The 18,323-nt window shown below is 72.5% G+C and carries 16 protein-coding genes; 6 read left to right on the top strand and 10 right to left on the bottom strand.

Annotation, left to right across the window (positions count from 1 at the left end):
• Positions 1–94: 94 nt before the first annotated feature.
• Both E1293_RS30735 and E1293_RS30730 read left to right on the top strand, forming a co-directional pair.
• Positions 95–1,393 carry a sensor histidine kinase gene (locus E1293_RS30735; RefSeq protein WP_207939186.1) on the top strand — a complete coding sequence of 433 codons (1,299 nt, stop codon included), beginning with the start codon at positions 95–97 and terminating at the stop codon, positions 1,391–1,393.
• The gene (locus E1293_RS30730) at positions 1,390–2,034 is read left to right on the top strand and encodes a response regulator (protein ID WP_132200983.1); all 645 of its coding nucleotides are present in this window, start codon (positions 1,390–1,392) and stop codon (positions 2,032–2,034) included. Before E1293_RS30735 ends, E1293_RS30730 begins: the two co-directional genes overlap by 4 nt.
• A 17-nt stretch (positions 2,035–2,051) precedes the next feature.
• Here E1293_RS30730 and E1293_RS48780 read toward each other — a convergent pair whose 3' ends face one another.
• On the bottom strand, positions 2,052–2,609 hold the full coding sequence (locus E1293_RS48780; protein ID WP_207939185.1) for a DUF1707 SHOCT-like domain-containing protein: 558 nt from the start codon (positions 2,607–2,609) through the stop codon (positions 2,052–2,054).
• Positions 2,610–2,611: 2 nt separating this feature from the next.
• On the bottom strand, positions 2,612–3,271 hold the full coding sequence (locus E1293_RS30720) for a PadR family transcriptional regulator (RefSeq protein ID WP_132200982.1): 660 nt from the start codon (positions 3,269–3,271) through the stop codon (positions 2,612–2,614).
• A gap of 216 nt (positions 3,272–3,487) precedes the next feature.
• Between E1293_RS30720 and E1293_RS30715 the strand changes: the two genes are divergently transcribed.
• Positions 3,488–5,470: a bifunctional phosphatase PAP2/O-acyltransferase family protein gene (locus tag E1293_RS30715; RefSeq protein ID WP_165978461.1), complete on the top strand. Its 1,983-nt coding sequence runs from the start codon at positions 3,488–3,490 to the stop codon at positions 5,468–5,470.
• Here the strand turns inward: E1293_RS30715 and hpnH are convergent, their stop codons facing one another.
• The 7 genes from hpnH to E1293_RS30680 form a co-directional block, all read right to left on the bottom strand.
• Positions 5,471–6,475, bottom strand: a complete 1,005-nt coding sequence (gene hpnH / locus E1293_RS30710; protein WP_132200980.1) for an adenosyl-hopene transferase HpnH — start codon at positions 6,473–6,475, stop codon at positions 5,471–5,473.
• Positions 6,475–8,361 (bottom strand): squalene--hopene cyclase, encoded by a 1,887-nt coding sequence (gene shc, locus E1293_RS30705; RefSeq protein WP_132200979.1) that lies wholly within the window; start codon positions 8,359–8,361, stop codon positions 6,475–6,477. Before shc ends, hpnH begins: the two co-directional genes overlap by 1 nt.
• On the bottom strand, positions 8,361–9,371 hold the full coding sequence (locus E1293_RS30700; RefSeq protein WP_132200978.1) for a polyprenyl synthetase family protein: 1,011 nt from the start codon (positions 9,369–9,371) through the stop codon (positions 8,361–8,363). The genes shc and E1293_RS30700 overlap by 1 nt, the downstream gene beginning before the upstream one ends.
• Before the next feature lie 120 nt (positions 9,372–9,491).
• Complete coding sequence (gene hpnE, locus E1293_RS30695) at positions 9,492–10,856, bottom strand: hydroxysqualene dehydroxylase HpnE (protein WP_243716801.1); 1,365 nt, start codon at positions 10,854–10,856, stop codon at positions 9,492–9,494.
• 34 nt (positions 10,857–10,890) lie between these two features.
• Entirely contained in the window at positions 10,891–11,808 is a 918-nt protein-coding gene (locus E1293_RS30690) for a phytoene/squalene synthase family protein (RefSeq protein ID WP_132200977.1), read from the bottom strand.
• Positions 11,809–11,981: 173 nt separating this feature from the next.
• Entirely contained in the window at positions 11,982–12,863 is an 882-nt protein-coding gene (hpnC, locus tag E1293_RS30685) for a squalene synthase HpnC (protein ID WP_132200976.1), read from the bottom strand.
• A gap of 122 nt (positions 12,864–12,985) precedes the next feature.
• The gene (locus E1293_RS30680; RefSeq protein WP_165978460.1) at positions 12,986–13,888 is read right to left on the bottom strand and encodes an aminoglycoside phosphotransferase family protein; all 903 of its coding nucleotides are present in this window, start codon (positions 13,886–13,888) and stop codon (positions 12,986–12,988) included.
• Positions 13,889–13,978: 90 nt separating this feature from the next.
• On the opposite strand from E1293_RS30680, the gene E1293_RS30675 reads away from it, so the two are divergent.
• Both E1293_RS30675 and E1293_RS30670 read left to right on the top strand, forming a co-directional pair.
• Positions 13,979–14,962: a DUF2804 domain-containing protein gene (locus E1293_RS30675; protein WP_132200974.1), complete on the top strand. Its 984-nt coding sequence runs from the start codon at positions 13,979–13,981 to the stop codon at positions 14,960–14,962.
• Positions 14,963–15,085: 123 nt separating this feature from the next.
• Positions 15,086–16,660, top strand: coding sequence for a carboxylesterase/lipase family protein (locus E1293_RS30670; RefSeq protein WP_165978459.1), 1,575 nt, complete (start codon positions 15,086–15,088; stop codon positions 16,658–16,660).
• 42 nt (positions 16,661–16,702) lie between these two features.
• On the opposite strand, the gene E1293_RS30665 is transcribed toward E1293_RS30670, so the two are convergent.
• On the bottom strand, positions 16,703–17,005 hold the full coding sequence (locus E1293_RS30665) for a DUF1905 domain-containing protein (RefSeq protein WP_132200972.1): 303 nt from the start codon (positions 17,003–17,005) through the stop codon (positions 16,703–16,705).
• Positions 17,006–17,580: 575 nt separating this feature from the next.
• On the opposite strand from E1293_RS30665, the gene E1293_RS30660 reads away from it, so the two are divergent.
• Positions 17,581–18,323 (top strand): DUF222 domain-containing protein (locus E1293_RS30660; RefSeq protein WP_132200971.1); only part of this gene is annotated, 743 nt, incomplete at its 3' end.

The following is an 18,323-nucleotide window of genomic DNA, read 5'->3' as shown; positions in this document are numbered from 1 at the left end:
GCCGGGGGGTGTGGGGGGTCGCCCCTCACAGGTGCAGGGCATGAGCGGAGCGAGCCGGGGGGCGTGGCGGGTCGTCCCCTCACACAGAGGGCGCGTGCGCCTGCCTTCGCCGCCGGCCTTCCTCGCGCGGGTTCTTCCACCTGGACGGCCCCGTGACCTGGTCGGGGACGCCGTCGTCCTGGTGGCCGGCGTGGCGTTCAGCCTGCTGACGGCCACGGCCCCGCACACGATCGTCCGCTGGTACGGCGGCGCGTCGATCGCGCTGCTGCTGGTGCCCGCCGCCGCGCTGGCGTTCCGGCGCCGCGCCCCGATGGCCGTCGGCTGGTGCACCGCCGGTTTCGCCGCCCTGGTGTGGCTCGTCGAAGTGATCGCGCCCGGCACGCTGTTCCTGGTGCACGCCGACCACAGCCTGGCCCCGGCCGTGTGGTGGCCCCCGACGGCGCCGCTGGCCGCGTACGCGGTGACGGCGTTCCCCCGCGAGGGCGGGCGCCCGGCCTGGGTCAGGTGCCTGCCGGTCGTGGCGCTGCTGGTGCCGATCGGCCTCACGGACGACGTGCTGCCCGATTCGGCCATGCGGCACTTCGTGTCCGCCGAGACCGACAGCGTCGACGCCATGGTGTTCCGCAGCTTCGCCGTCGTGATCGGCGCGGCGCTGCTCGGGATGTACGTGGCCGCGCGGCGGCGCGTCGTGCAGGCGCTCACCGAGCGGGCGGAGCGGGCCGAGCGGGAACGGCATCTGCTGGCCGAGCAGGCCCGGACGGAGGAGCGGACGCGGCTCGCCGCCGAGATGCACGACGTCGTCGCGCACCGGGTGACGCTGATGGTGCTGCAGGCGGGGGCGCTGCGCGTCCGGGCGCCGGACGAGCCGACCCGCGCCGCCGCCGAGGAGCTGCGCGGCACCGGCTGCCAGGCCCTCGACGAGCTGCGCGACGTGATCGGCCTGCTGCGCCGGGACCCGGAGGCGGCGCCGGCCGCGGCCTCCGAGCCGCTGCCCGACCTGTCCGTGCTGGTCGCCGAGTCGGCGGCGGTCGGCGTCCCGGTCGAGCTGGCCGAGCACGGCGACCCGCCGTCCGCCTCCCCGGCCGTCGGGCGCACCGCGTACCGGGTCGTCCAGGAGGCGCTGACGAACGCCCGCAAGCACGCGCCGGGCGCCGCGGTCCGCGTCGAGGTCCGCTACGGCGCGGACGGGGTGGCGGTGACCGTCCGGAACGCGGCCCCGTCCGGCGAGCCGGACGCCGAGCTTGCCGCCAGCGGCTCCGGGATGGGCCTCGAAGGGCTCCGCGAACGCGTCGAGCTGATCAGCGGGACGTTCACCGCGGGCCCGGACGGCGACGGCTTCCGCGTCGAGGCGTCCCTCCCGGCCTACGTCCCCGTCGCCAGGCCCGTCCCATGATCACGGTGCTGCTGGTCGACGACGAGCCGATGGTGTGCGCGCACCTGCGCACGATCCTCGGCGCGGCGGGCGACGTCCGGGTGGTCGGGGAGGCGCACGACGGGGCGGCGGGCGTCGAGGCCGTCGTCCGGTACCGGCCGCACGTGGTGCTCATGGACCTGCGGATGCCCGGCGTGGACGGCCTCACCGCCATCGAGCGGATCGCCGCGCTGCGCTCCCCGCCCGTCGTCGTCGCGCTGACGACGTTCGACGCCGACGAGTACGTCGTCCGGGCGCTGCGGGCGGGCGCGGCCGGGTTCCTGCTGAAGTCGACGCCGCCCGAGGACCTGGTGAAGCTCGTCCGCGTCGCCGCCGACGGGCACACGGTGATGTCGGCCGCCGCGACGATGCGGCTCCTCGGCACCGCCGACGCCCGCGCGTCCGGCCGGGACCGGACGCGCGCCCTAGTCGGCGGCCTCACCGAGCGGGAGACGCAGGTCCTCGCGTGCCTCGGCGAGGGCCTGTCCAACGCGCGGATCGCGGGGCGCCTGCACCTCAGCGAGGCCACCGTCAAGGGGCACGTCTCCCGGCTGCTCGACAAGCTCGGCTGCGCGAACCGCACCCAGGCCGGCCTGCTCGCCCGCGACGCCGGCCTGGGGTGAGCCGCTGCACCGGCCGGTCAGGCGCCGGGGACGTGCCGCCGGGCGCGCGGGATCCCGAACGCCAGCAGCACCGCGCGGACGACCCAGACGGCCAGCGCGACCTGCAGCATGACGAGGAACCCCGTCCCCGGCCCGACCGTGAAGGCGAGGACCAGGAACACCCCGAGCAGCAGCGGGAACGCCGGGAAAGGGGGCCCGTGCCGATGGTGCCGGCGGCCCATGTGCCGGTGCCGGCGCTGCCACGCGGGGTGCCCCGGCCCGCCGAACATGACCGCCATCCCCTGCTCCCAGTCGGCCGCCTTCTGCGCGGGCGCGGGCTCGGGCAGCCCGGTGGGGGAGGGGAGGTCCCGGACGAGGGCGCGCAGGTCGCCGTGCGTCCGTGCGGTCAGCACGGCGTCCAGGCGCTCGTCCAGTTCGCCGCGGTCCAGCCGTCCCTCGGCGAAGTGGTCATGCAGGGCGACCATGACGGCGTCCCGTTCGGCGTCGCCGATCCGGATCTCGTCGTGGCGGGCCTTGTGCTGGGCGGGCTGGTGCTGGGCGGCCTTGTGCTGGGCGGCCTGGTGCTGGGCGGCCATGGTCACTCCTCGGTGTCGTCCGCCGTCGGCCCCGGGTCTTCGGCGTCGAGGTCGTCGGCGAGGATGCGGTAGAGGTTGCGGCGGGCGTCGGACAGGACGTCCCTGGCCTGGGTGACCTGCTCGGGCGAGCCGGAGTGGACGATCTGCATCACCGCGGCCCCCGTCTGCGCGGCCTGCTTGAACAGCTCGGGGACGCCCTCGCCGAACTCCGGCGTCATCTCCGCCCACGGCTCGGCGAGCCGGTCGGCGTTCTCCTCGACGTGGGCGCGGCCCTCGTCGGTGAGGTGGAAGGTGCGGCGACCGCCGGACTCGTCGCCGGCGATCAGCCCTTCGTCGGCGAGCTGCTGCAGCGCCGGGTAGACGGCGCCGGGGCTCGGCTTCCACGCCCCGCCGCTGCGGTCGTTGATCTCCTGGATGATCTGATAGCCGTTGCGCGGCTCCTCGGCCAGCAGGACGAGGATCGCCGCGCGGACGTTGCCCTTGCGCGCCTTGGGCGTGCTGCCCCACGGCCCGCCGCGCCCCCGTGCCCAGGGAGGCCGCGGGCCTGGCCCGTGGCCGAACCCGCCGGGCGGCCCCCACGGGCCGGGCCCGCCGCCGAACAGCGCGCCGAGGTTCGGGAAGTCGCCGCGGCCCCACGGGCCGCGCCCATGCGTGTGCCCCATGTTCTGCACCACCTTCTGAGATCTCTCTATGATCCCTCGCGATACGCCAACGATATATCGAAGACGTACGGAACGGCCAGAGGGTTCCCGGAGATTCCGCCCGAGCGGCGAAGAACGGCGGAGGGTTCGTTCCGGCGAACCGGGCATGATCCCCGAATGCCGGCATCGCCGTCTGATTCCGCGAATCTTTGGGTACCAACCGTGGCGAGGGGGACGATGGGCACACACGAGGCGGTGACCGCACCCGACGCGGTCTTCACACCCGGCGTCACGGGCGGCAGGCCCCGCGCCAGGACCGAGCTGGCGCTCGGCCTGGCGCTGTTCACGCTGTACTCCCTGGTCACGATGCTCCCCGAGCAGAGCAGGGCGACGGCCGCCCGCGAGCACGGGGAGTCGCTCTACGCCCTGGAACGCGCCCTCCACCTGGACGTGGAACGCACCCTCAACGGCTGGCTGGCAGGCCAGCCGTTCTGGCGGGTACTGGCCAACTACGAGTACGCGATCACCTACATCGCGAGCGCCCTCGCCCTGCTGACCTGGCTGTTCCTGCGGCACCCCGAGCGGTACCGGACGGCCCGCAACGCCTTCGTCATGCTCAACCTCGGCGGCCTGGCCTGCTTCGCCCTGTACCCCGTCATGCCCCCGCGGCTGATGCCGCCCGACCTCGGCTTCGTCGACACCGTCACCAAGGGCCGCACCTGGGGATCATGGGGCTCCCCGATGGTGGAGCACGCCGACGAGTTCGCCGCCGTCCCGTCCCTGCACATGGCCTGGACGCTGTGGGTCGGCGTCGAGCTCGCGCGGGTGAAGGCGAAGCGGTGGGTGCAGGGCCTCAACGCCGCGCACATCCTGGTGACGCTCTACGTCATCCTCGCGACCGCGAACCACTATTTGCTCGACGCCGCGGCCGCAGTACCGTTCGTGGTCGTGTCGGTGTACTTCGCGGAACGCATCGCCCGTCCCCCCTCCCAGCGCGTCCAGGGCCCGGACGCCTTCTTCCTCGCCGTCGAGACCCCCGAGGCCCCCCAGCAGGCCGGCGGCGTGATCATGCTCGACACCTCGCGGGCCGGCGTCGGCCGCGCCGACCTCGTCCGGGTGATCCAGGAACGGCTGGACGGGCTGCCCCGCTTCCGGCAGCGGCTCGTCCGCCGAGGCCGCTGGCGCCGCCCCGGCTGGCGCGACCACGACCCCGTCGACTGGGAATGGCACGTCGCCGAACGGCACGTCGACGGCATGGCCGGGCTGCGCGCCGAGGTCGCCCGGATCCAGTCCGAGGCGCTCCCGCTCGACCGGCCGCCCTGGCGGATGGTCGTCCTGAAGGGCGCCGAACCCGGCCGCACCGCCGTCGTGTACCTGATGCACCACGTCGTCGCCGACGGCGTCGGCATCGTGGCGCAGGCGGTGTACCTGATGGACCCGCCGCCCGAACCCGTCGCCGCGCCGCCGCGCGCGCCACTGCGCAAGGCCGCCGCGACCGTGGTGGGGCTCGGCCAGCTCGCCACCGCCGTCACCAAACCGGAGCGGCTGCCCGCCGCCGGGACGTCCGACCGCCGGTACAGCACCATGGCGCTCCCGCTGAGCACGGTGCGGGACGTCGGCCGCCGCTACGGCGCACGCGTCACCGACGTCGTCCTGTGCGCGGTCGCGGGCGCCCTGAACCGCGTGGTCAGCGAGGACGACGGGCGGCCCGACACCTGCCGCGTCGCCGTCCCGCTGATGATGCGGCCGCCGGGCAGCGCGATGGTCGGCAACCACACGACCGCCGTCATGGTGGACCTGCCGATCGGGAAGATGGCCGAGACCGACCGGCTCGCCCTGATCGCCAAGCGCAGCCGGGTGCTGCGGTCCGGGACGCGGGCGCAGGCCGCGTGGTTCGTGATGTGGCAGGCGGGACGGGTGCTGCCGGTCCCGCTGCACGCCCGCTTCGCCCGGATGTCCTACAGCGGCCGGTTCCTGCAGGGCACCGTGTCGAGCCTCCCCGGGCCCGACAAGGTGCTGCGGCTGGCCGGCGCGCCCCTCACCGCCGTGTTCCCGATCGTCCCGCTGGCTCCCGGCGCGCCGCTGGCGATCGCCGCCCTCGGCGTCGACACCGACCTGTGCTTCGGCCTGTCCGCCGACCCCGGCCTGGCGGAGGACGCCGGCGCCCTGATGGACGCCGTCCACGACGTCATCGAGGAACTGCGCGACGAACCCGAGTGACTAGACGCTCCGCATCGCGCGGAGCGACTGCTTGAGCGAGCCCATCGTCGCGAACACGGCGGTGGGCTCGTAGCCGCAGTGCGCCATGCAGTTCGCGCACCGGTCGTCGCGCCCCCGCCCGTAGGCGTTCCAGTCGGTCGTGTCGAGAAGCTCCTGGTAGGTGGCGGTGTAGCCGTCGTCCATCAAGTAGCAGGGCCGCTGCCAGCCCTTCAGCGAGTAGGACGGGATCGCCCACGCCGTGCACCGGAAGTCGGCCTTGCCTTCGAGGAAGTCCAGGAACAGCGGCGAGTGGTTGAACCGCCAGCGCTTGCGCCGGCCGTCCGCGAACGCCTTGCGGAACAGGCTCCGGGTCTCCTGGACGCCGAGGAAGTGGTCCTGGTCGGGCGCCTTCTCGTACGCGTACGCGGGCGAGATCATCATCTGGTCGACGCGCAGGTCGTCGTTCAGGTAGTCGAGGACGTCGATGACCGTCTGCGGGGTGTCGGTGTTGAACACGGTCGTGTTCGTCGTGACCCGGAACCCGCGCTCCTGGCACATCCTGATCGCCTCGACGGCCTGGTCGAAGACGCCCTCCTTGCAGACCGACGCGTCGTGCCGCTCCCGCAGCCCGTCGATGTGCACCGCCCACGCGAAGTACCGCGACGGCGCGAACTTGTCGATCTTCTTCGGGATCAGCGCCGCGTTCGTGCACAGGAACACGTACCGCTTCATCCGGATCAGCTCGGCGACCAGCTCGCCGATCTGCGGGTGCATCAGCGGCTCGCCGCCCGCGATCGACACCATCGGCGCGCCGGACTCGCGGACCGCCGCGACCGCCTGCGCGACCGGCATCCGCTGCTTCAGCACGTCCGCCGGATGCTGGATCTTGCCGCAGCCCGCGCACGCCAGGTTGCACGCGTACAGCGGCTCCAGCTCCATGATCAGCGGGTACCGCGTCCGCCCCGCCAGCTTGTTGCGCAGGACGTACCCGCCGACGCGCAGGCTCTGGCGCAGTGGCATCCCCATTACGAGATCTCCTTCACGTACCGGCCGAGCGCGCTCAGCGGGAACACGAGCCGGTACAGGTGGTAGTTGATGTAGAAATCGCCGGGGAAGCCGGTACCGGTGAAGTGGTCCTCGTCCCACGTGCCGTCGGGGCGCTGGTGCTCGACGAGCCAGCGGACCCCGCGTTCGACGACCGGGCCGCGCTCCCCGGCGGCGAGCAGCGCGAGCAGCGCCCACGCGGTCTGCGACGGCGTGGAGGCGCCGTGCCCGACCCACGTCCGGTCCCGGTAGGAGCGCAGGTCCTCGCCCCAGCCGCCGTCGTCGCGCTGGTGCCGCTCCAGCCAGCCGACCGCGTGCCGGATCACCGGCTTCTCCGGCCGGACGCCCGCCGCGATCAGCGCGGGCACGACGCCGCCCGTCCCGTACACGTGGTTGGCGCCCCACCGGCCGAACCAGGACCCGTCCGGCTCCTGCGCCTTCAGCAGCCAGACCACGGCGCGCTTCACCAGCTGCGAGTCGGCCATGCCGCGGTGCGCCATCGCCTCCACGACGTGCGCGGTGACGTCGGCGGACGGCGGGTCGATGACCTCGCCGAAGTCGCAGAACGGCAGCCTGCGGCACAGCGCGCGGGTGTTGTCGGCGTCGAACGCGCCGAACCCGCCGTCCCCGGACGCCATCCCGGCCATCCAGCGGACGCCCCGCTCGATCGCCGGCTCCGCCTCCGGGTGCAGGACGCGGTTCAGCGCGATGACCACCTCGGCGGTGTCGTCGGTGTCGGGATAGCAGTCGTTGTCGAACTCGAACGCCCAGCCGCCCGGCGGCAGGTCCGGACGCCGCACCGACCAGTCGCCGGGCCCCTTCACCTCTTCGCCGATCACCCACCCGGCGGCCCGCTCCAGGGCGGGATGCCCGGCGGGCAGGCCCGCGTCGGCCAGCGCGTTCATCGCGAGGGCGGTGTCCCAGACGGGGGACTGGCACGCCTCCAGGCGGCGTCCCGTCCCGTCCCGGATCATGAAGCGTTCAAGGCCGTCCAGGCCCCGCTGGATCACCGGGTGGTCGAGGCCGTGGCCGAGCAGGTGCAGCGCGAGGATCGAGTACACCCAGGGCGGCTGGATCCCGCCCCACGACCCGTCCCGCTCCTGCCGCGCGATGATCCACTCGGCGGCGCGCCGGAGCGCCGCCCTGCGCAGCCCCTTCACCGGCCGCCGCTCGTACACGTGCAGGGCCTTGTCGAGGGCGCCGAACGCCACGTCCCATCCGGACAGGCCGCGCTTCCCCCGCGGGGGGACGTCGTAGTCGGGGTACAGCTCGTCCAGCCCGAACGGCAGCGGCCGGACGGGACGCAGCGCGGCCACCACCGTCAGCGGGACGATCGTCTGCCGCGCCCAGCACGCGAAGTCGTAGACGTTCAGCGGGAACCAGCGCGGCAGGAACATCAGCTCCGGCGGCAGCGCCGGCAGGCCGTCCCACGGCCAGCGGCCGAACATGGCCAGCCAGAACCGCGTGAAGACGCGCGTCGCCGGGACGCCGCCCTCGCCGCGGACGTAGGCGGCGGCGCGGACCATGTGGCCAGCGTCGGGCGGGTCCCCGGCGAGCCGCAGCGCGACGTACGCCTCGACGGTCGTGGACAGGTCCGGCGGGCCGTCGTAGAAGTTGGCCCACGTGCCGTCGGCGGCCTGCTGCGACCGGATCCAGCGGGCGGCCTCGAAGGTGTCCTCGTCCCCGCGGATGCCGAGGAACTCGCGGAGCAGCAGGTCCTCGGCGTCCATCGTGACGTTGGTCTGGAGCTCGCCCTTCCACCAGCCCTCCGGCGACTGGAGGAGGAGCAGGTGGTCGCGGGCCGCGTCCAGCGCGCCGGCCGCCGTCTTCGGTGCGGTGGCCTGCGCGGCCGGTTCGGTCGTCGTCATCAGTGGTCCCGGCAGGTGACGAAGTCGGCGATGTGCAGGAACTCGGCGCGGACGGGTTCGGGCAGCCGCGCGGAGAGGAGGTGCTCGGCGGCGCGCTGGATGCGGCTCTCCGCCTCGATCTCCGCCCAGGCGCGCCCGCCCGCCGCCTCCACCAGCGCGGCGGTCTCGGCCAGGTCCTCCTCGGACGGTTCGGGCCGCGCGTACAGCTCGGCGAGCTTCGCGGCCTCCGGAGTCCCGGAGTTCAGCGCGGAGACGACCGGCAGCGACATCTTGCGGGACCGCAGGTCCGACAGCGCGGGCTTGCCGGTGCTCTCCGGGGCGCCCCAGATGCCGAGCAGGTCGTCCACGAGCTGGAACGCGATGCCGAGGTCCTCGCCGAACGCCTGCAGCGCGGCGCAGAGCCGCTCGGACGCCCCGTCCAGGACGGCCCCGATCGAGCAGGAGCACGCCAGCAGCGCGGCGGTCTTCCCGGACGCCATCGCGACGCACTCGTCCACACTGATCTGCCGCCGTGTCTCGAAGTCCATGTCGAGGGACTGGCCCTCGATGAGGCGGCGCGTGGCGGCCGACAGAGCGCGCGCCGCCCGCGCGGAGCCCTGGCCGGGCGCCTCCAGCAGGACCTCCCCGGCGAGGGAGAGGAGCGCGTCGCCCGCGAGGATCGCGGACGCCTCACCGAAGACGGTCCACGCCGCCGGGCGGTGCCTGCGGGTCCGGTCGCGGTCCATGATGTCGTCGTGCAGGAGCGAGAACGCGTGGGTCAGCTCGACCGCGACCGCTCCCGGTAGCGCGCTCTCCGGCGGCGCCACGGCGGCGCGCGCCGACAGCAGTGCGAGCGCCGGGCGCAGCGCCTTCCCCGACGGGTTCTTGCGCGGGTGGCCCTCCTCGTCCGTCCAGCCGAGGTGGTAGGCCGCGACGCGGTAGGTGCGCGGGTCGAGCCGCCCGACCGCGGCGCGCAGCGCGCCGTCGACGAGCTCGCGCACGTCCGTGAGCGAGACGGGCACCGTCGTCATCGGGTGGCCCCCCTCTCGGGGGCACGGCCGATCGGCCGCCGGTACGCAGATGTGATCGTCATCGGGCGGTCCCCCTCTCGGAGGCACGGCCGATCGGCCGCCGGTACGCAGGTGTGATCGTCATCGGTCCCTCACCCTCTCCAGGTGGCGGCGGACCAGGCGGGCGGCGGTGAGACCACTGCGCACTGCTCCCTCCATCGTGTCGGGCCAGCCCGTGTCGGTCCACGCGCCGGCCAGGAACAGGCCCGGCGCGCGCGTCGCCGCGCTCGGCCGGGCGGCCCCGCTGCCGGGACGCTGCCGGAACGTCGCCCGCCGCTCCCGCGTCACGAACACCTCGCGGACCTCGGCGTCCCACGCGGCGGGCAGCAGCCGCCGCAGCTCCGGGACGAACCGGGAGCGGATCGCGGCGGTCGGCATGTCGATCCAGCGGTCGGCGGCCGACAGCGACACCGCGAGGTACTGGCCGCGGCGCAGCCCGCTCACCTCCGTCCGGTCGAAGACCCACTGGACGGGCGAGCCGGTCGCGGCGGCGAAAAGGGTGTTCCGGGGGGTGTGGGGGGCCGTCCCCCCGCACAGGAACGGCGCGTCCATGACCGTGCGGTCGTAGACGACGTGCACGTTCACGATCGGGCTGGCGTCCAGCTCCGGCCAGCGCAGCGGCTCCGGCAGCGCCTGCGCGGGCAGCAGCCGCGCCGCCGCCTCGTGCGGCACCGCCATGATCACCGCGTCGGCCGCGATCGGCATCCCGTCCACGACCACCTTCGGGTCGGTGGTGACGGCCTCGACCTTGGCCTTCAGCCGGACCGTCCCGCCCATCTCCGCGATGCGGCGCAGTGCCGGGCCGCCGTGCAGCTCCTCCAGCGGGACGAGCGGCACCCCGATGTCGGCGGCGTCGGCCCGCCCGAACAGGGCGCGCTTGCACACCATCGCGGACAGGCCGAGCGCCGCCTCGTCCACCTCCGCGTTCAGCGCGGACGTGATGAACAGGCCCCACAGCGCGTCCCGCGCCCACGGCCGCTGCCCGTGCCGCGCCAGCCACGTCCCCGCGGACTCCAGGTCGAGCGCCGGGTCGGCCGGGTCGAGGCGCCGGAGCCGGGCCGCGGCGCGGGCGGCCCGGAGCCGGTCGGCCGCCGACAGCGGCGCGTACCCGGCGAGCGCGGGCAGCAGATGCAGCGGGCTCGGCAGGTTCGCCCGCCGCAGCCGCGCCGGGCCGGCGCCCGGACGCAGCACGGGGACGTCGAAGCGGTCCTGGACGTCGACGAGGTGGTCGGCGCGCAGCCTGCGCAGCAGCCCCTGGTACGCCGAGCAGCACCGCAGGAACACGTGCTGGCCGTTGTCGACGCTCAGCTCGCCCCGCACGAACGAGTGCGTCGCGCCGCCGAGCCACGGCCGGGACTCCACGAGCGTGACCTGCACGCCCGACTCCTGCAGCGCGATCGCGGCGCTGATCCCCGCGAGCCCGCCCCCGACGATGACCACGCTCACCGTGCCACCCCCAGGCGGGCCGCCGCGGTGCCGCTCATCGCTCGACTCCCGACAGCGCGCGGGCCGCCACCACGGCCTTCTGCCAGGTCGGCAGGGAGGCCCGCGTGTTCAGTGCCATGCTCGGGCGCGCGGCGATGTTCTCCAGCAGCCGCCGGTAGATGCCGGCCATGGCCGCCGTGCACGCCGCGCTGCGCCGGTCCAGGAGCGGCAGCAGCCGCATCCCCTCCGCATACCAGGCGCGGGCCCGCTCCGCCTGGAAGCCGATCAGCTCGTTCAGCCGCCACGGCGGGTCGATGAACATGCCCGACTCGTCCAGCTCCAGCGTGCAGCCGAACCGCGCCAGGTCCTCGGCCGGGATGTAGATCCGCCCGGCCAGCCGGTCCTCGCGCAGGTCGCGCAGGATGTTGGTGAGCTGCAGCGCGACGCCGAGCGAGTCCGCGAGGCCCTCCGCCCGCTGCCGGCCGTCCGACCCGAACACCCCGAGCGACAGCCGCCCGACCGTCCCCGCGACGCGCTGGCAGTAGCGCAGCAGGTCGTCGAACGTCCCGTAGTCGGCGCCGCGCACGTCGTTCTCGCACCCGTCGAGCAGCTCGTCGAACGCGTCGAGCGGAATCGGGTAGCGGCCCGCGGCGTCCGCCAGCGCCGTCAGCACCGGGTGCCCCTCCAGCGCCTGGACGTCGACCCGCCGCCGCAGCACCTCCTGCACGGTGCCGAGCCGCTGCCGCGACCGGTCCAGCAGGTCGAGCCGCACGCAGGCCGGCTCCGGGCCGTCCCCGATGTCGTCGATGCCCCGCGCGAACGCGTAGATCGCGCTCATCGCCCGCCGCTTCGGGGCCGGCATCAGCCGGATCCCGTAGGCGAAGTTGCGGGCCTCGTCGCGCACCACCCGCTCGCAGTGCCGGTACGCCTCGACAACCCGCTCGGAACGCTCGCAAGCCTCCGAAACCGTCATCGCTCTCTCCTCCTTGCGAGCGCATGTCCGATCGTGCGTCCGTCGGGCAACACCGTCATCGCTCTCTCCTCCTTGCGAGCGCATGTCCGATCGTGCGTCCGTCGGGCAACACCGTCATCGCTCTCTCCTCCTTGCGAGCGCATGTCCGATCGTGCGTCCGTCCGGCGACACCGTCATCGCCCTCTCCTTCCAAGAGCGCGCGTCCTTCCGAGAGCGCCCGCCCACCGGACCGGCAGTGCGGCGCGCCGTGGCCGCAGCGGATGCGCGAGCACGTCGTAGCGCCCGCGTTCCAGCGCCGCCAAGGCGCCGCGGCCGCCCGCCACATAGCCCGCGACGGCGATCCGCGCCCATCCCGTCAGCTCCGCCAGCAGCGGCGCGGCGCCGGTGTCCAGCAGGTCGCGGGCGCGGCCCGCCTGCAGCGCGAGGACGCCCCGCAGCCGCGTCGGCGTCACCGTGCGCGCCAGGTCGTCCTCAGCGCAGCCGAACCGCCGCAGGTCCTCCCCGGGCAGGTAGATCCGGCCGCTCCGGTAGTCCTCGCCGGCGTCCTGGCAGTGCTCGATGATCTGTAAGGCCGTGCAGACGCCGTCGGACGCGGCCACCAGGCGCGGCGTGTGCGCGCGGAACAGGTGCAGGACGATGCGTCCCACGGGTGCGGCCGACAGGGTGCAGTAGGCCTTCAGGCCCGCGAACGTCTCGTAGCGGTCGACGACCTGGTCCTGCCGGTTCGCCTGGACGAGGTCGCGGAACGGCTCCTCCGGGACGCGGTGCGCGTGCACCGTCCGCGCCAGCCTCCGCAGTTGCGGCAGGTTCGGCGTCCGCCCGGCGAACACGCGGTCCAGGTCGTCGTCCACCAGGTCGAGCAGCTTCGGCCGCTGCGCCGCCGGCGCCTCGTCGCCGATGTCGTCGACGAGGCGCGCGAAACCGTAGACGGCCCGCAGATCGGCGCGGTGCCGGGCGGGCAGCAGCCGGGCCGCCACCGGGAAGTTCTCCCGCGCCGCGAGCCGGTCCAGCGCACGGTCGTGCTCCGCGGCGCTCCAGGACGGTTCAATGATCACCTTGATGAGATCGGCAGGTCCGGCACGAGAGAAACTCTGGCCAAGGTATGGACTTATTTAAACGGCGCGTGTCCCGGTCCTGAACCGTTGCAGAGGCCGCGGCGTCACGGCCGTCGCGACCATTAGGGAAGGTGGGGGAGGAGGTGCAGGGCGACGTCCAGGGCACGGCTGCCGGGGGCGCCGCCGCCCTCGGCCGTCCACACTTCGGATAGGACGGCCTTGACGAAACCCCAGGCGACGATGCGTTCCCGCGACAGGCCGAGACCGTCGGCGAGCCGCTCGACGCGGGCGGGGACGAGCTTGAGCAGCGCCTCGTCGCGGTCATCGGGGCCGGGATTGTAAAGGAGTGCGCCCGCCTCATAGCCGGGGTCGCCGATATATCCATGCGGGTCAATGGCGAGCCACGGTTCGCGGTCCGCGCGCAGGATGTTGTCGTGATGCAGGTCGCCGTGCAAAACGACTGTGTCGGACGAATCGGCGCACAATTCAGCGAAAAGTCGTCCCGCCCGTTCCACGAGATGGCGCGGCAAAGGGGCGTCTGCCGGAAAACGTTGAAGATGAGTGGAGAAAGTGGCGCTTACCGTCGTCAGCGAGGGAAGCGGACAAGCGGGAGGTGGTGGGCGGTGCAGGCGCCGCATCACGGTGATCGCGGCTTCCGTCGCCTCCTCGTCGCGGGCGGGTACGAGGTGGGTGGCGGGCGTCCCGGCCTGTTCCAGGAGGAGCGCGCCGCGGGCCGGGTCGAAGGCCAGCAGCCGTACCGCGCCCTGGCCTTGGTAGAACTCCAGGGTCGCCGCTTCGACGTCGAGGTGGCCCTGTCCAGGCGGGCCGAGTTTGAGGACCGCCCGTTGACCGTCCTCCAGCGTCGCCTTCGTCACCCAGTGGTAGCTCAGGCCGTCGAACGGGCGGCCGAGGCGCAGCCGCCAATCGCGGGCGATCGCGTCCAGGATGTCGGGAAGGTCGTCGAGCCAGCGGCGGCCGTCGGTGCCCCACGTCTCGACGGCGTTGCGGGCGAGCGCGGGCGGCACGGGCGGGACGGGCATGTGATCAGCCTGCCACCGCCGAGTAGCCTCGGGGACCGCTGAGTAGCCTCGGGGACCGCTGAGTAGCCTCGGGGCATGCCGACCCACGAGCGCGAGATCACCGGGCCCGTCGACCTGTGCACGCCGGGCGGGCGGCTCAACCCCGGCGCGGTCGGCTGGACCCGCCGGCCGCTGCACCGCGCGAACCTGCGCGGATGGGGGCGGGCCAAGCGGTGGGAGTACTGGGGCATCGTCACGCCCCGGCACATCATCGGGCTGGTCGCCTCGTCGCTCGACTACGCCGGTGTCCATGGTGTCTACGTGCTGGATCGCGAGACCGGCGAGGAGACGGGACGGGACGGTGTCGTCCCGTTCGCGCGCGGTGCCCTGTTCCCCGATCGGAGTGGCGTGGGGGAGGCGTCGGCGCGCGGTTCGGGAGTGGCGGTCGGTGTGCGGCAGCGGCCGGACGGCTCCCGCGTGCGGGCCCTGGTGCCCGGAGCGGTCGATCTGGACGTCGAGATTCCGCTGCCGGACGGTCACGAGTCGCTCGGCGTGGTGATCCCGTGGAGCTCCCGGCGGTTCCAGTACACGGTCAAGGACGTCGGGCGCCCCGTGCGGGGGCGGCTCCGGCTCCCGTCCGGCGACCATGAGATCGGGGAGGGCGCCTTCGCCGTCCTCGACCACGGGCGCGGCAAGTGGCCGTACCGGATGACATGGAACTGGGCGGCGGCGAGCGGGCCCGGGCTGGCGCTCCAACTCGGCGGCGAGTGGACGGACGGCACCGGCATGACCGAGAACGCCCTGTTCGTCGGCGGCCGGCTCCACAAGATCGGCGAAGAGCTCTCCTGGACCTATGACCGCGCCGACTGGCTCCGCCCCTGGACGATCCGCGGGGCGCGTGTCGAGGCCGAGTTCCGGCCGTTCCACGAGAAGGTCGCGCGGACGGAACTCGGCATCGTCGGCACCGAGACCCACCAGTGCTTCGGCCACTTCAGCGGCCGCGCCCAGGCCGACGACGGCACCTGGATCGACTTCGACGGCCTCACCGGCTGGGCGGAGGAGGCCCGCCAACGCTGGTGATCCGCGCCCTCCCGAGGGTTGCATCAATCTTAGAATCAAGTTCTAATTTGGGTCCGGGGCTCGGCGGGCTCGGGGCTCCGGGGCTTCGGGGGCGTCAGATGCGTCGCGCTGAAAGGGGGCCCTGTGAGGCTCACCGGCATCTCACTGCTCGCGTCCGCTCTCCTTCTCGCCGGGGCGGCTCCGGCCGCGGCCCTGGACCGTCCCGCGGAACCGTCCGCCATCGTGCGCACCGACCTGGGGCCCGTGCGCGGACAGGTGCAACAGGACCACCGGCTCTTCCAAGGCATCCCCTATGCGCAACCGCCGACAGGAGACCTGCGCTGGAGGCCGCCGCAGCCGGCGCGGTCATGGACCGGCACGTATGACGCGACGTTCCCGCGCAGCCAGTGCGCACAGATCGCGCCGCCCTACGGGGGCGAGACGACCTACGGCGAAGACTGCCTGTATCTGAACGTCACCACCCCCAGCCGGACGCGCGGACGGCACGCGCTGCCGGTCATGGTGTGGGTGCACGGCGGCAGCAACCTGACCGGGAGCGGAAGCGCCTACAACGCCGCCAAACTCGCCGTGGACGGCGACGTCGTGGTCGTCACCGTCAACTACCGCCTCGGGCCGCTCGGCTGGCTCGCGCACCCGGGCCTGGAGAACGGCGCCGACCGGCGGTATCAGGCGGGCAACTACGGCCTCCTCGACCAGCAGGCCGCCTTGCGGTGGGTGCAGCGGAACGCCAGGGCCTTCGGCGGGGACCCACGGAATGTGACCTTGTTCGGCGAGTCCGCTGGAGCCGCTGACTCCTGCGCCAATCTCGTCTCGCCGTCCGCCTCCGGACTGTTCCACAAGGTCATCCCGCAGAGCTTCAGTTGCGCCACGCCGGTGAGGACCGAGGACTCCGCGGAGGGCGATGCGGTGACGGTCGCACAGGCCGTGGGGTGCGACAAGGGCTCACCGGTTGAGAACGCCGCGTGCTTGCGCGCGGTGCCCGTCAAGACGCTGCTGGAGACATTCGATGCCAAGGGCATGAGCGCGGGACCTGTCGCGGGCGGCGATCGTGTGCTGCCACTGCAACCCGTGCAGGCGATCGAAAAGGGGCGGTTCAATCGGGTGCCGGTGATGCATGGCAACACGCTGGACGAGATGCGCCTGTTCGTTTCCCTCATCTATCCGCAGCCCATCACCGCGGCCCAATACGAGGGAATCGTCCGCGCCACCTATGGTGACAAAGCCGATGCGGTTCTCGCCCAATATCCGGCACGGGACTACCCCGATCCCAGAATCGCGCTGGCCACGATCCAGACCGATGCCGGCGGCGCGCTGTCGGCCTGCCTGCACCAGGACGCGTTCCAGATGCTCAAGCGCGCGGGCGTCCCGGTATACGCCTACCAATTCGCCGACCGGACCGCGCCGCCGCTCATCGACGTCCCCGGATTCGACGAGGGCGCCGAGCACGCCACGGAATTGACCTTCCTTTTCCCGGGGCTGCTCGGCGAACTCGACCCGCGGCAGCAGCGGCTCTCCGACGCCATGGTCGGCTACTGGACGTCCTTCGCCTGGCATGGCAAGCCCAAGGCGCGGCACACGCCGCACTGGCCGCGATTCCGGTCGTCGGGCGACGTCCTGTCCCTCGGACTTGGAGCAGACGGCATCCACCGGACGGACACCACGAAACCCAGCAAGTGCTCCTTCTGGAACTCTCTCTGAACGCGGTTCGTCGCCGGATGGCCCAGGTCTAATGCTCTAGGTCTAGCTGAGGCGTTCGGTGAGGTGGACGGTGACACTGTCGCCAACGTCCTTGCCGAGCGCCTCGCGGATCTCCGCCTTCACGGGCAGTTTGTGGTTGCCGTCGCCCAGCGCCATGAAGGAGCCCTGGAACGGGTGGCCGTCGATGGTCCCCTTGACCTTCACCAGCCCGCGGGTGCCGAAGAAGTCCGCCGACTCGGGCCAGATGACGTAGGTCCAGCCGCCCTTGGCAGGGCTCTTCCGCAGGGTCTCGGTGAACTCCTTGTCGAGCGGCGTGCTCTTCGTGCTCTTGGCTTGGGTCGTCATGGTGCGTGCCGTCCTCTCCCGGGTGGTGCGTGCCTTGTCTTGGAAGAGACTGAGCGGGACGGTGGAACTCATCGGTCCGGGGCGCGCGGTCTTCCGGCTCTCCGTCTCCCGGCTCTTCGTCTTCCGGACGTTGGCGGGCCCGTTTCACGTTCGCCGGTTCTGTCTGTCGTGCTTCTGCGTGTCGCGTACGTGGCTGGTGTCCCTTTTCTATCGGGATTTTTATGGTTGCTTGTGAGTGGGTGGCTGAGGTGGCCTTCCGTGGGTGGGTGCGCTCGTTTCCCTTGTCGCCGGTTGCTGTCACGTTGGTTGCGGTCGCTGGGTTGAGGTTGGTTTTGTCGCGTCTGGTCGGCGCGTGGTTCGGTCGACGAGTGACGGCGCTGTGTTTCGCGCGGTTGAATGGCGTCGACGAGGTGAGGGTCGGTGGCGGCGTTCGTGGCCGGTTTTGTAGGTGACAGTGTTGCTGGGCGTTGTTTAAAGAAAATCAAAGAAAGATGTGGTGATGGCGTGGCATGTCTGAGTTGTCGAGTTTTGCGGATGCAAATATGACGTAGAATTGAGGGAGTTGAGGTTGGGAGGTGGAAACCGTGTCGGTGTATGTTGCTGTGAACGATCACCAGCGTGAATGGGAAGAACGGGCGTGGTCCCTGCCTGACCCGCCATCGGCCGTCTTTCCTTCCGGGCGGAGTGATTGTCTAGGTGGCGTCTCTGACGATGAACTTCTCGAAGTCGCCAGAGTGGCTCGGCGGCGTACCTCATGGGCGCAGGCGCAAGAACTTGCTGCCATTGCCGAACTCCATCGGCGTCGCATCGATGCGGAGGGCGATGGTGAGCCTGATTACCGGATTCTGTCCGCGCGCGAGTCGGTTACCGAAGAGGTCGCTGCGGCCTTGACGGTCACCAGCAACGCCGCCGCCACCCTCGTGCACCTGGCCGAACGGCTCACCGGTCCGTTGTCCGCGACCGGCGCGGCACTGGAAGCCGGACGAATCGACCTGGCCAAAGCCCGTGTCATATGCGACACCACCGACGACCTCCCCGAGCAGGCCACCAAGCGGGTCGAAGCAGCCGCTCTTGAGAAGGCGTCCGACCAGACCACCGGACAACTGCGCCGCCGCATCAAGCGCATCGCGCAGCGGCTGGCACCCGAAGTGATCGAGGAACGCAAGCGGGAGGCAGAGCGCAGGCGGCGGCTGGAGTTGTGGGAGAACCCGTCCGGTACCGCCGACCTGGCCCTGTGCGATCTGGCCGTCGAAGACGCCCACGCCATCTACAACAAGATCACCGCCGCCGCCCATGGCCTCAAGGCCGACGGCGACAC

Source organism: Actinomadura darangshiensis (assembly GCF_004349235.1).
Classification (GTDB): domain Bacteria; phylum Actinomycetota; class Actinomycetes; order Streptosporangiales; family Streptosporangiaceae; genus Spirillospora; species Spirillospora darangshiensis.
Note: the sequence above shows the minus strand (reverse complement) of the source record. Positions and strands in the feature narration are given on the sequence as shown.

What these genes read in the sequence shown, in the direction of transcription:
- E1293_RS30730 (WP_132200983.1), top strand. Translation starts at nt 1,390, where the DNA reads ATGATCACGGTGCTGCTGGTCGACGACGAGCCGATGGTGTGCGCGCAC.
- E1293_RS48780 (WP_207939185.1), bottom strand. Translation starts at nt 2,609, where the DNA reads ATGGCCGCCCAGCACCAGGCCGCCCAGCACAAGGCCGCCCAGCACCAG.
- E1293_RS30720 (WP_132200982.1), bottom strand. Translation starts at nt 3,271, where the DNA reads ATGGGGCACACGCATGGGCGCGGCCCGTGGGGCCGCGGCGACTTCCCG.
- E1293_RS30715 (WP_165978461.1), top strand. Translation starts at nt 3,488, where the DNA reads ATGGGCACACACGAGGCGGTGACCGCACCCGACGCGGTCTTCACACCC.
- hpnH (WP_132200980.1), bottom strand. Translation starts at nt 6,475, where the DNA reads ATGGGGATGCCACTGCGCCAGAGCCTGCGCGTCGGCGGGTACGTCCTG.
- shc (WP_132200979.1), bottom strand. Translation starts at nt 8,361, where the DNA reads ATGACGACGACCGAACCGGCCGCGCAGGCCACCGCACCGAAGACGGCG.
- E1293_RS30700 (WP_132200978.1), bottom strand. Translation starts at nt 9,371, where the DNA reads ATGACGACGGTGCCCGTCTCGCTCACGGACGTGCGCGAGCTCGTCGAC.
- E1293_RS30690 (WP_132200977.1), bottom strand. Translation starts at nt 11,808, where the DNA reads ATGACGGTTTCGGAGGCTTGCGAGCGTTCCGAGCGGGTTGTCGAGGCG.
- E1293_RS30675 (WP_132200974.1), top strand. Translation starts at nt 13,979, where the DNA reads ATGCCGACCCACGAGCGCGAGATCACCGGGCCCGTCGACCTGTGCACG.
- E1293_RS30665 (WP_132200972.1), bottom strand. Translation starts at nt 17,005, where the DNA reads ATGACGACCCAAGCCAAGAGCACGAAGAGCACGCCGCTCGACAAGGAG.